11 protein-coding genes are annotated in these 12677 nt (G+C 51.7%); 2 read left to right on the forward strand and 9 right to left on the reverse strand.

Features of this window, described 5'->3' with window-relative positions; all coding sequences use genetic code 11:
• Positions 1 to 404 precede the first annotated feature (404 nt).
• Together LOK74_RS15385 and LOK74_RS15390 are read left to right on the forward strand one after the other, a co-directional pair.
• Positions 405 to 1727 carry a sensor histidine kinase gene (locus LOK74_RS15385; protein WP_230042905.1) on the forward strand — a complete coding sequence of 441 codons (1323 nt, stop codon included), beginning with the start codon at positions 405 to 407 and terminating at the stop codon, positions 1725 to 1727.
• A complete protein-coding gene (locus tag LOK74_RS15390) occupies positions 1714 to 2394 on the forward strand; it encodes a response regulator transcription factor (protein WP_230042906.1) in 681 nt (226 codons plus the stop codon). Before LOK74_RS15385 ends, LOK74_RS15390 begins: the two co-directional genes overlap by 14 nt.
• Positions 2395 to 2839: 445 nt before the next feature.
• Here LOK74_RS15390 and LOK74_RS15395 read toward each other — a convergent pair whose 3' ends face one another.
• The 9 genes from LOK74_RS15395 to LOK74_RS15435 all read right to left on the reverse strand — a co-directional run bounded on the left by LOK74_RS15395 (position 2840) and on the right by LOK74_RS15435 (position 12498).
• The gene (locus tag LOK74_RS15395; RefSeq protein WP_230042907.1) at positions 2840 to 3709 is read right to left on the reverse strand and encodes an ABC transporter ATP-binding protein; all 870 of its coding nucleotides are present in this window, start codon (positions 3707 to 3709) and stop codon (positions 2840 to 2842) included.
• A 47-nt stretch (positions 3710 to 3756) separates the two neighbouring features.
• Positions 3757 to 4791: a FecCD family ABC transporter permease gene (locus LOK74_RS15400; RefSeq protein WP_230042908.1), complete on the reverse strand. Its 1035-nt coding sequence runs from the start codon at positions 4789 to 4791 to the stop codon at positions 3757 to 3759.
• Entirely contained in the window at positions 4791 to 5843 is a 1053-nt protein-coding gene (locus tag LOK74_RS15405; RefSeq protein ID WP_230042909.1) for a FecCD family ABC transporter permease, read from the reverse strand. Before LOK74_RS15405 ends, LOK74_RS15400 begins: the two co-directional genes overlap by 1 nt.
• Positions 5844 to 5910: 67 nt before the next feature.
• Positions 5911 to 6873, reverse strand: a complete 963-nt coding sequence (locus LOK74_RS15410) for an iron-hydroxamate ABC transporter substrate-binding protein (protein ID WP_230042910.1) — start codon at positions 6871 to 6873, stop codon at positions 5911 to 5913.
• Between the two features lie 24 nt (positions 6874 to 6897).
• Positions 6898 to 7908, reverse strand: a complete 1011-nt coding sequence (locus LOK74_RS15415) for an iron-hydroxamate ABC transporter substrate-binding protein (RefSeq protein ID WP_230042911.1) — start codon at positions 7906 to 7908, stop codon at positions 6898 to 6900.
• A 163-nt stretch (positions 7909 to 8071) separates the two neighbouring features.
• Positions 8072 to 8680, reverse strand: a complete 609-nt coding sequence (locus LOK74_RS15420; RefSeq protein WP_230042912.1) for an RraA family protein — start codon at positions 8678 to 8680, stop codon at positions 8072 to 8074.
• Positions 8681 to 8783: 103 nt separating this feature from the next.
• Positions 8784 to 9827, reverse strand: coding sequence for a FecCD family ABC transporter permease (locus LOK74_RS15425; protein ID WP_230042913.1), 1044 nt, complete (start codon positions 9825 to 9827; stop codon positions 8784 to 8786).
• Positions 9817 to 10839 (reverse strand): FecCD family ABC transporter permease, encoded by a 1023-nt coding sequence (locus LOK74_RS15430; protein ID WP_420908675.1) that lies wholly within the window; start codon positions 10837 to 10839, stop codon positions 9817 to 9819. Before LOK74_RS15430 ends, LOK74_RS15425 begins: the two co-directional genes overlap by 11 nt.
• Before the next feature lie 192 nt (positions 10840 to 11031).
• Positions 11032 to 12498 (reverse strand): helix-turn-helix domain-containing protein, encoded by a 1467-nt coding sequence (locus tag LOK74_RS15435; protein ID WP_230042914.1) that lies wholly within the window; start codon positions 12496 to 12498, stop codon positions 11032 to 11034.
• Positions 12499 to 12677: the final 179 nt, after the last annotated feature.

A 12677-nucleotide genomic window follows, 5' to 3' on the forward strand; every position in this document is an offset into this window, starting at 1 on the left:
AGAGAGCAACTTTGTTTACGCCTGACTTGTTGAGCAATTTCGACACACCCTTTCATAAAAAAATGTTTTGTCAGTCCTGACAAAACCATCATATAACAGGAAAAACATGACAGATATACTCGCCTTTTGATGATTGACAAATACTGATAATTATGTTAATAATATGAATATATGTACAGAGATATATATGAGGAGGGATGTGAATCGATGCTGGAGGTGGCGTAAAAGTGCCAAGACGCTTCCAATTCGGCAACGCTGATCGACACATTTTGATAGACAGGGAGGTAACAGTCTGATGGATCTCTTTATCGTTCAACTGATTGCCGCCATTGTCCTTATTCTCATTGACCCTAAAAAAGAAACGAATCGTTGGGCCGTCCTTTTTTCTGCTGTCCGGATGTGCGATGGATGCATCCCACTTCTTATCGGATCAGCTTCTTCTGCAGATGGAATCAGAACGTTGGCTGCCTGTTTTGCACCTGGACATCCTGTATCAGGCTCAAGTCTACTTGGGATTGTTTGGCGAAATGACCTCCTCGTACGCCATCCTGATGTTCGCCATCGTCTACTCAGGCGTGGCCACTCCAACAGGACAGCGAGTACTGGCCGCTCTATTGCTGATTCCGGTTCTACCTTCCCCTTTTTTTACGCTGTCTACTGGCGACCCTCACTTCGCCGAAGAGTTGATGCTGGCATGGGTAGGACCATACTACCTGCTAACCTGCCTGCTGCTGCTGCATACGCTGTATTGGGAAGACAACCCGGTATTGCGGCAAAAGCACATGGCAACAGCCTGTATCGTCATTCCACCGGTCATCGCTTATCTTTGTCTACACTTTATCCCCCGCATCCACGATGAACATTTCCACGGTTACCATTATATACCTCTATTTGTTGGAATCTGTTTTTTGCTTTTCTTTGTTTTATCTACTCGTTATCGGGGATTCGTTGCACCGTTTCGGTTGGACAAGCATTGTTTGTCAGACAAAAAAATGTTCGATCATACCTGGCAAACGGTCGCCTCCGGAACATCACTGCTGCATCACGCGATCAAGAACAGAGTGATTATTCTCAACATGCTGGTCGAACGAATGAGCGAAGAAGTGAACCAGCAGCAAACCCGATCGCTGACAGATGACATCGAATTGCTGCGTACAGAGACGAAACAGATGCTGCAGCTGCTGTTCCGCCTGCAAAAAAAGCTGGATCAGGTCGAGATATCGCCTACTCTCAACAGTATCTCGCAGATCATGGAACAAACCTTGCGTGCCCACCGCCATTTGCTGGATGGAAAGGAGGTTGTTTGGAAGATGGATGTAAAAGAGGTTCCCTTGTTATGTTGTGATGCTGCCCATCTGCAAGAGGCGTTTTCTAATCTGATCATGAATGCAGTGGAATCGATGGAAGCGGGGTGCGGCGTACTGGATATCCGCATATTCGCTACCAAGCGAAAAGCAGTAATCACCATATGTGACAACGGCTGCGGCATCCCCAAGGAGCACCTGCCTCTCATCTTCAAACCGTATTACTCCTCCAAACGGGGAGGCGGCCATATTGGTCTGGGACTGAGTTACTGTCAGCTAGTTGTAGAAAAGCATAACGGAAGCATATCAGTGCAAAGTGAACCCGGAAAAGGAAGCGCTTTCACTATTGTGTTGCCATTACGGCAGAAGTTGCCTGCACCCGCACTGGATCAGAAATGGGGCCTGACGCATGAGCTGCATTAAGATTTTTCTCTGTGACGACGATCCGCTGTTTTGCGAACTGCTTGTCCGTTTTCTCGACAAGGAACCAGAGTTTCAGGTGATCGGACAAGCTGCGGACAAAGAGAGTTTGCTGCGAGCGGTCACCTCTCACTCGATCGATATCCTGTTGTTGGACAATCACTTGACCCACTCGCCATACGATGGCATTGAAGCAGCCATCGAGATTAGGGCATCGTTCCCGGCCATGCCCATCATCGTGCTTTCTTCCCTCGATGACGCAGCCCTGGTTGCCCACGCTGTTGCCTACGGCAGAGTGACCAATTACATCACCAAAGAACATTACCGCGACCTGCCGCAAGCGATCCGAACTGCTCATGCCAAGCAGCCTAGCTTTCATCATTCAACAACCGGTGTACTGATCAATCAATTCATCCAGGCGTACGACATGGAACTGCGACGGCAGATCACACCGATCCAGCTGGAAATCCTGAAGCTGTTGGACCAAGGATACAACCGCAGACAAATCGCGGACAAGCTGTATTATGCAGAACAGACGATCAACAATGAACTATGTAAACTATCTGCTGTGATCAAAGGGAGGTTCCCTTATCTGCAATGGCTGCGGCTAAAGAAGCACAACACCAAACGAATCGTCCAACTGGCCAAGCAGTTGCAGATCATTCCCTAGCAAAAGGATTGTGTGTGTCGATGTCGTATTGCTATTGGGCGCTTCTAGCTTGTGGGACAAGCTGAGTCTGCTGATCCCCGAATGCTGTGCCATCGCCACATACGCAAACCAAGAGCAGAAATAGGTGGACGCCGGCTGCAGGTCCGGTGATTGAATGCAAGGAGCGTAAATTTGCAAAAATCGCTTCATGTTTGCTTGATCCAATAGTTCCTCCACTGAAAGCGAGAATAGCGCCTCCTCTTCCCGGTCTGTTAGCCGGATATGGAACTTCTCTTCTAATTCTGATAGGTAAGCGTCCCCCCATTGGTGCCTCTTATTCCCCTCTCCTCAATCCAGGGTTGACCACCATCCAGATCTTTTATAACTATAGCTAGCGATCGCCAGCGCTTTTGCAGCGCTTTTTACAGTGCTTTTGCAGTGCTTTGACAATCCTTCTACAACGCTTTTACCTGGCCGACGTCAGCGGTACTCTCTGATCGTCTATGAGCGAGGAATCACCTGTTTTCACCGTCTGCGACTGCGCATGCTCCGATGGGCCAGCGAGCGCAAACGGCAGGCATAGTGGCACACCTGTTCTCGGATCGTGCAAAATATCAGCCTCTATGCCAAACACCTCGCGCAGTACTTCCTGGGTCATGACCTGATGCGGCGATCCTTCGCTGACTACCGTGCCCGATTTGATGGCGACGATGTGATGGGCATACCGGGAAGCATGGTTTAGATCGTGAACGACCATTACAATCGTTCGTCCTTCCTCTTGATTTAACTTTTGCAGCAATTGCAGGACTTCCAACTGATGGGCCATATCCAGGAACGTGGTCGGCTCATCCAAAAACAAGATATCAGTCTGTTGGGCCAGAGCCATGGCAATCCAGGCACGCTGGCGCTGTCCTCCCGACAGTTGATCAACCGGACGATCGCTAAAAGACTCCATGCCTGTAACCTGGATGGCCCAGTGGATGATCTCCTTGTCCTCACGGGTTAAGCTAAACCGTTTTTGATGGGGAAACCGTCCATAGCCGATCAACTCCGATACGGTCAGTCCCTCGGGTGCCGTCGGGTTTTGCGGCAAGATCGCCAGTTGCTTGGCGACTTCCTTTGTCGGCTGCTCGTGAATCGTCTTTCCGTCCAGCAAGACGACGCCTGCTTTTGGCTTCATCAGCCGGGCCATCGTCTTTAAGATAGTCGATTTGCCGGACCCGTTCGAGCCGACAAGCGCTGTTATTTTGCCTGTCGGTACGGTTAGGCTGAGATTTTTCACGATCAATGTCTCTGCATATCCGATATCCAGTTGTTGTGTGTACAAACGCTCCATGTCCATCCTTCCCCCACTTCACGATCTGCCTGATAACATGAACAAGCTTATGCCTTTGATTTGGCTAACAAGTACAAGAAGTACGGCGCCCCAACCACCGCCACCACTATACCAGTAGGAATCTCCGAAGGCTGCAGGATCCAACGTCCCAGCGTGTCGGCTGTGATCAGCAGCAATCCCCCTGTTAGGGCAGAGGCTGGCAGCAGAAACTGGTGTTTCGGCCCGACCAACTGCCGCGCAAGATGGGGAGCGATCAGCCCGACAAACGTGATGCCTCCGCTGACGGCAATACAGGAGGCGACCAATCCGACCGCGGCAGCTAGCAGGTAGCGACGTTCCTTCTCCATCAGAACCCCCAACCCTGCGGCCGTCAGCTCACCTAGGTTGAGCACATTCAGCACATTGGCCTTGCGGAAGACGAAGGGAAGCAGTACGACCAGCCACGGCAGCAACGCCAGTACGAAGTCCCAATCGGTTCCCCATATGTTCCCCGCCAGCCAAGTGGCTACGAACTGAAAGCGATTTGGGTCCAGTCTGATCGTCAGCACGATCATGGCAGCATTGATTCCGGCAGCAACGGCTATACCCGTCAGGACCAGCCGCGTGGGAGAAAGCCCCTCGTGTTTTTTAAATGCTAGTCCGTAGATGAGAGCGGCGGTCAAGCCTGCGCCTACTAATGCGAGCAGCGGCAGCAAGAAAACCGGAGCGGCCGCATTGGTCGGATAAAAAGAGACAAACAAAATAACCATCAAGCCGGCACCGGAATTGATGCCGAGGATCCCTGGTTCTGCAAGCGCGTTGCGGGCCAGCCCCTGCAGGATACAGCCCGATACTGCGAGACCTGCGCCGACCAGTACGGAGATCACGATCCGAGGCAGTCGGAAATCGAACAGAATCAGCTCCTGTTTATCCGTGCCGGCTCCGATCAATGTCTTCCATACATCAAACGGCGCCAAGCGGATATATCCCGTATTCAAACTGATCACGAGCATGACGAGAATGAGGATACCCAAAGCAGACATGACGATTGCTGCTCGAGCAGCACGACGGCGCTCCACCTGGGTAGATCTGATCACTTCCATTACAGTTCCCTTCTCTCTTTGCGCACCAGGTAGAGGAAGAACGGGACCCCAATCAGGGCAATCAGGGCACCGATCGGCGTCTCAAACGGGGGATTAATCATTCGCGCCCCGATGTCGGCGAGGATCATCAGCAGACTGCCGAGCACGGCCGAACATGGGATGATCCAACGGTAATCGACGCCAACCAAAAAACGGGCGACATGGGGGATGAGCAGACCGACAAAACCGATCGATCCGACCGCAGAGACTGCGGCCCCGGCCAGCACCAGCACGACGATCGCAGCTGCCAGCTTTACCCACCTCGTCCGCTGCCCAAGACCTGTCGCAACCTCATCACCTAAGCTCAGCATCGTGATGGAGCGCGACAGCAACAGCGCCCCGATCAGCGCTCCGGCTACCCAAGGGAACATGGCATTGAGTTGGAACCACTTGGTACCTGCCACACCGCCCGCAACCCAAAACGCCAAATCCTGTCCAACCTGAAAGTAAATCGCAATCCCCTCGCTGAGAGCGACCAACAACGCGCTGACAGCCGCCCCAGCCAACGTTAGCCGGACCGGTGTCAGCCCGTTTTGCGACAACGAACCAATCCCATAGACCAGAGCCGCTCCGAGCGCTGCCCCAAGGAAGGAATACAAAATCAAGTAGAGATAAGGGAGTCCCGGAAAAAAGGCAAAGCATAGGGCAAGCATGCATCGCGCTCCCGCATTCAGACCGAGCAATCCAGAGTCAGCCAGCGGGTTGCGGGTCATTCCCTGCATAATCGCACCGGCAACAGCGAAACAGGCGCCAACCATGGCTGCGGCCAAAGCACGTGGAAGCCGCAGTTCCTGGATGATTTGATGCTGGGTCAGGTCAGGATTAAAGTGGAACAAAGCTTGCCAAACCGTAAGCAAGCTGATATCGGCCGCTCCAACCGAAATCGATGTCGCCAGACCCAGGACAACGGCGATGAATCCCCCCAGCAAAACAATCGAGGCGGCAACAGGCCTTGTACGCAGTTTAGGGACAGAGGGTTCAGCTTGTATGACATGGCCGGTGTGGGAATTCATCAAAACCATCCTTCTTCCTGTTGATCTGCTAGTTTAGAGATGGAACACTTCGTCCGACATGCGCCAATCACTGCGTCAACTTCTCCACAATAAATTCGAGATGTTTTTCCAGGGAGATGGGATCGTTGAAATAAGCAGCAATCGGGTCGATTTGAAACACACGGTCGTTTTGCACAGCGGGCAGCCCTTGCCAAATGCTGCTGTCATAGACAGCCGACGGATCGGCGTCATCGCCCGACCAATCGCAAGTAAAAATGTAATCACCTGCGTAATCAGGCAATCTCTCCAGCGAAAGACTGACCCAGCCCTGACCGCTGTCGATCGCTTCCTGCTGAATCAGTTCAGGCGCTTTTAATTGAAACTCCAGATAAAGGATTTCACCGCCCCTGGCATAATTGTGGCCGTACGCGTAAATCCCTTTGGCATAGGGACTGAGGATCGATACGGTTTGATCGCCTACCGCCGCTGTAACCTTCTGTTTCTGTTCGGCAAGCTTTCGATCCCATTCGGCGATCCATTCGTTGGCTTGCTCTTCCCGACCCGTCATCTTGCCAAACTCCCGCAACTGCTCTCGATAACCTGTCTTGCCGTACTCTACAGCGACCGTTGCCGCGATCTTCTCCAGCTTGCCGATGTTTTCTACCCCGCTGAAGGTGATGATCAGATCCGGCTGGAGCTCCAAAATCTTCTCGACCGACTTTCCATCACCCAAGTTCTCGATCCCGTCTGTCATTCCCTGAAAATACGGGTTCTGCAGTGCATGATCGGTAGCGCCGACAGGCTTGATGCCCAACGCCAGAAAATAGCCGACATAACTGTCTGCAAGCACAACAATCCGCTCAGGATTTTTAGGAATGCGTACTTCTCCGTTGGCTGCCTGATACAGGACGGTTTCCTCGTTCTCGCTCGCGGGCTCCGCATCCGTGGATGAGCCGGATGGTTGAACGGCACTTGTTCCACAAGCAGAGAGTACACCCAGCAGCAAAATCAGACAGCAGATTTTCCAAAGATGATGATTCTGTCGCTTCATCTCTCCCGCTCCTTGCCACTACATCTATTTCTTGTTCATGTTTTCTTCGCTTCTGGCGATCAGCATATCGACGATCAGGTCAATCTGCTCGGTCACAGAAATCGGATCATACGGATAAAACGTTTGAAAATCATTGTAGAAAACCGTATTGTTCTTTACCGCACTCAATCCTTGCCAGACCGAAGAGTCCAGCAACTGCTTCTGGGCCTCCCCCTTCTTTTGCGGGTCATACGTGGTCAGAAACATGTAATCGGCCGCATACTCCGGCAGTGTCTCCAAGGAGAGTTGGAGCGTCTGCGTATCATCGCCGGTCATCTTTTCCGGCATCCGCAGCTGAAGCGCGTTGTACACGGCTTGCCCGCCCCGGCCCGCGTTGTTGCCAAAGATCCACAGATCTCCTTTGTCGGTCAGCTCATAAAGCCCAAAGGTAGCATTCTCATCGATCACACCCTGCAACTTCTCGCGCCCCTCCGCCGCCTTCTGCTCGAAGCGGGCAATAAACTGTTCAGCCTTTTCCGGTTCCCCAGCGATGTCTCCGAATAGGCGTACCGTTTCGTAGACATCAGTCGTGGTGCCGTAGGGAATGTACAGAGTGGGCGCGATCTTGGACAACGCTTCATAGTTTTTGTCATACATGACCACGATTAAATCCGGCTCCAGCTGCAATGTTTTTTCCACGTTGATCGGATCGCCTATGTTTTCTGCCCCCTTGAGCCGCTCCTTAAGAAAGGGATTGTCAAAAGCCATCGGCTCCACACCGACTACGTTGGCGCCGACAGAGAGCAATTCTCCCCCGTAGTAATCCGTAACAATTCGCTGCGGCTTGACCGGGATCTCCACCTCTCCCTTAACGGTCGTAAAAGTACGCACTTTCGCTGCAGGTGCTTCGGTGGATGATTCTTGCGGTTTCTCTGTTGCTGGTATGGTAGCCGCGCCGCCGCCATTACCGTTGTTCCCCCCACCGCAAGCGGCGACCAGTGCAGAAAGCAGGAAAACCGCAGCAGCCGCTAGGAAACGTATTTTTATCTCTCGCATGACAAGACTCCCTCGTGGTTGTGTTATTTATCAGTAATGATAATCATTATCAAAATAAAAATTACCAGAGTTGATTCCTCCTGTCAAGAACGTTTGGCAAACTCGTAAGCTCATTGGAAAAGCCGAATCAACCGTTGCCGAAGCTGCCAGAGTGGACGTTTCATCAGGTGTCACACCCATACTCCTGTCTACGCACGTCCTCTCTCTGCTGCTTTTCCAATGCCATCAGGCCAATCTTTTTTGCATCCTCCGGCTTTACGACGAACAATCCATCATCATCCCCTACGATCAAATCTCCTGGATGGACGCTAACACCACAGATGCTGATCGTGGTATTCACCTCACCCTCCAGTTCCAAAGAACGTGTGGTTAGGGCGCTGATCCCTTTTGAATAGACGGGAAAACCTAGCTTCGTAATCGCTCGCACATCGGTGACACACCCGGACACGATTACTCCGGCCACTTTCTTGGCGATTGCCGCGTAGGTCCTGAATTCGCCCCAGCACGCTCTATGATCATCACCACTCATGTCTACCACAAGCACATCGTTTGGCTGCACCAGCTCCATCGCATAGCGAATCGCCGTAGCATCCACATGGGGAATGCGAACGGTTACCGCGTTGCCCAGGAGTCGAATGGGCCTAAACAATGGATGCAGACCCTTTAGAAAACCAAAGTCTGTAAAATGGCCAATCGTCGAAGGACTAATATCCCGATAGAGTGACAGAAGTTCCGGCGTTACACCCTGTACTCTTGGTTGAATCCGAAACACTAGACTACTCCCCCTGCCATAAGGTAATCTTCGTTCCTTCCATCAAGTCATGGATGCCTGGACTAGTGAAGCCGTACCTTTACCGTATACCGATTCTTGCTATTCATTTATAGCGATTTTTATAGAGCAGATAGATAAAAAAGGGAGCACCTATGCCTGCCGTAAATACACCAGCGGGAATGTCAAGGGGCAAGAAGGCTGTCCTGGCCACGATATCGGCCAAAGCCATGATCAGCCCGCCTATGACAGCAGAAATCGGGACCAAACCGGCGAACGAACGGCCAATCAGCTTCCTCGCTATGTGGGGGGCGATCAAACCAATAAATCCTACTCCTCCCGCATATGCGACGGCAGATCCGGCCAACGCCACACCAATGAACAGGAGGCCGCAGCGCTGCAGCTGCACTCTCGCTCCCAAGCCGAATGCCACTTGGTCTCCCAGTTCCTGTACGTGGACTGCTCTGGTAAAAAACAGGGCCAGCGGGGCAAACACGAGAAGCCATGGCAGCATCGCATAGACCTTCTCCCAACTGGCTCCATAAACACTTCCGGTCAGCCAAATGTACGCCTTCATCGTGGTAGCAATCGGCCCGAGAACAATCATGAACGTAGTAAGCGCTCCCATCGCTGCCGCCATTCCAATGCCAACCAGCACAATCCGCATCGGTGTTACCCCTTTTTTCCAAGCCAAGAGGTAAATGATCAGTGAAACCAATCCGGCACCTGCAAGGGCTGCCAGAGGCAGCCAAGAGGAGCTTGCTCTCTCGGACGCCATATACGAAAGAAAAAACACCGCGGCAGCCGAAGCACCACCTGTCACGCCGATCACATCAGGAGAAGCGAGCGGATTGCGGATGATGCTTTGCAGAATCAACCCAGATACGCCAAGTGCTGCTCCCACCAGCAAGGAGAGGAGCATCCTCGGCAGTCTGAGCGTATCAATGGTAAAGGCATGTTCACCGCTTCCCAATCCGAACAGATGCTTGATGACATCGATGGGATGTATCATCGTACTCCCGACAGAGAGACCGCCAATCAGCACCAGCACGCCAAACCCAATCAGCGCAAGCAGGACCGGAATCGTTCGCTTCTGGATCTGGAAAGAGATCAAGTCGTTTCTGCTGCGAAAAGAAAGATTAGGATCCATGACTGCCAAACCCCTTGCGAGCAAGATAGAGGAAGAAAGGAGTGCCGATGAAAGCGGTCATCACTCCGATAGGCACTTCTTGCGGCATGATGAGAAACCTCGCCGCAACATCGGCTGCCAACAGCAGGCTGGCTCCGCACAGCACACAGTAAGGTATGATCCAGCGATAATCGATACCAACGAGCGCCCGAACGATATGGGGTACGACTAAACCTACGAACCCGATGGAACCGGCAACCGCAACCGATCCGCCAGCCAGTAAGACGACGGCAAATCCGATCAGCAGTTTGACAAGAACCGTTCGCTGTCCCAGCCCCTTCGCCGTATCCTCGCCCGACAGCAAAATATTGATATGATTCCCTAACAAGAAAGCCAAAGCTCCTGCGCCGATCATGAAGGGCAACACAGGTTCCAGCATCTCTATCGTTCTTCCCGTCACGGAACCGGCAATCCAGAACAGCACCCCTTCCAATCCTTGTTGATCAACTACCAGCAACCCTTGGGTAATCGAGACAAAGAGGGCCGTTATTGCCGCTCCCGCCAATACGACCCTGACAGGAGACAATCCGTCTCGCCCCATTGAGCCCAGCAAGTAGACCAAGACTCCGGCTATGGCCGCTCCCGCAAAGCCAATCCACATGTAATGGACCAATGATGTGACGGAAAAAAAGGTTGCCGCCATGACAATAAAAAACAGAGCGCCAGCATTGATGCCAAAAATGCTGGGGGATGCCAGCGGATTCCTTGTCAGCGCCTGCATCAGCGCGCCTGCAACCGCTAGACTGGCCCCAATCACAGCGGCAATGAGCGCACGCGATATTCGTGTCGTTCGAATGATCAGATGGTCTGTTGATGACGGATCGTAGGCAAAAAAAGCATCCGCAACTGTGTCAAGTGCAATCGGTGTTTGACCGAGAGCAATACTTGACAGAAAAGCGAGGGCAAACAGACAGAAACCGAGGGCTAAGCCGAACAGTTTCATTGATGTACGAGCAAATAAGTGGCGCGTCATTTTCATCCTCTTCCTTCACTTGCTGCCATGCTGCTGTGTCCTCACAGTGTTCCATGACGTTTTCCATCTCATGGGCTAGCACCATCCTAAACCTCTGGTCTGCACGGATGAATCTGCCCAGAGTAAGTGATAGTGATTCTCATTATTCATTATACGGACACCCATTCTGTTGAACATGGATTTTTACGTCCACTATTTGGGCAAATCCGACACGAACAGTTGATACATTTTGTCCAACAGCAGATCATGTGAAAAAGAGGTATAGCAGGTATACAGATGCTGACTGTCATGCATATAGGATACCGCTCCATTCCTGACCGCCTTCAATCCATGCCATTGACTGTTTGCCATCAGGGCGCTCACTTCGCGCTGGATCGCCTCATCCATCCGCCTGGTTCCATCATGCTTATAGCTGGTTAACAAGATCCGGTCCGCCTCATACGCAAACAGATCTTCCAGAGCGACTTCTTTGTAATGTGCAATCGTCTCGACTCCCCGCGGTACTCCCAACTGCAAATCTCCGTACAAAACCGCCCCCAGGTTGCGCTGGCCATATACACACATCTTCCCTTCACCGATGCCAACGACCAGAACGGTATCATCGCCGATTTTCCTTTTGATCTGCTTACGTATCATCTCCGCCTTTTGCTCATAACGCTCCAGCCAGATCTTGGCCTCCCTTTCTTTCCCAATGATCTTGGCAATCGTTTGCAAATGAATTCGCCAATCCTGAAAAAAAGGCAGCCTCACGGTAGGAGCAATGTGGTCCAACAGTTTCTCTTTTGCAGAGGGAGTGCACTGACTCGTCACAATCAAGTCTGGTTTCGCTCTCATCAGCTTCTCCAGGTCCGGCTGGAAGTCACCTACAGCGATTGTCTTCTGCAGCTGTGTCGTGATCGGGTAGACATGATTAATCACAGCAGCGTAAGGCTCGATACCAAGAGCAATCAGATGACCGGTCGGCAGATGTTTCAGTGAAGCCACTCTATGTGAGTAGGTAAACTTTTTCACATAAGCTTTTGGCGAGTCACCAGTCGCCGCCTTAAATTTCCGGCTGAAGTAAAATTCATCGCTGTAACCGACACGCTGGGCGATGGAACGGAACGAGTCGTGAGACTGCAGCAGCAGCTGCTTGGCTTGCCTGATTCGGACTTCCGTCAAATATTCCATCGGTGTTTGTCCAAGCTTTTTCTTGAACACGCGTGAGAAATAATCTGCGCTCATCCCGGCCATCCCGGCAAGCTTTTCCCGGGTAATAGGCAAACGGTAATTCTGCTCCATATAATCCAGCGTGAGTTGAATCGCTTGATCAACATCCGGTCGTTGTTGTTCATCTGTGGCATCTTTGAATAATCCGAAGATGATCTCCTGAAACAGAAGATTGGCCTGCATCGCATCCCAATGATCGCCACTGTGCCGTTTCCTTGCCACTTCATCCATCCGATCGATTAGAAAATGAACGTAGGGAGTGGTGATTTCATTCGGACACTGCAATTCCGCCAGCTGAACATGCTGTTGATCCAAGATCTGTACAGCGTGGAATCGTACGTAATCATAATCTGCCTGACTACCTGGATCTATCCGCAGCTTCACACTCGATTGAGGTGGCAGGATGAATACCTTTTGCTGCTCGATGGGATAGCTGCATCCGTCAATCACAATCTCTCCCTCCGCCTCCCTGAACAACACCATGCTATACAACGATGTCTTTGGTTGAATGAATGATCCACTAGAGTGGATGCGTTGAATATCTTCCAATATGTATACACAAGAAGCGAGTCGCTCTGAAAGATGGGGCTCGTTCTTCATTGCATTCAACCCTTCGGAAAAGAATGATA

Origin of the sequence: Brevibacillus humidisoli (assembly GCF_020923435.1) — a bacterium.
In the GTDB taxonomy this organism is placed as follows: Bacteria; Bacillota; Bacilli; order Brevibacillales; family Brevibacillaceae; genus Brevibacillus_E; species Brevibacillus_E humidisoli.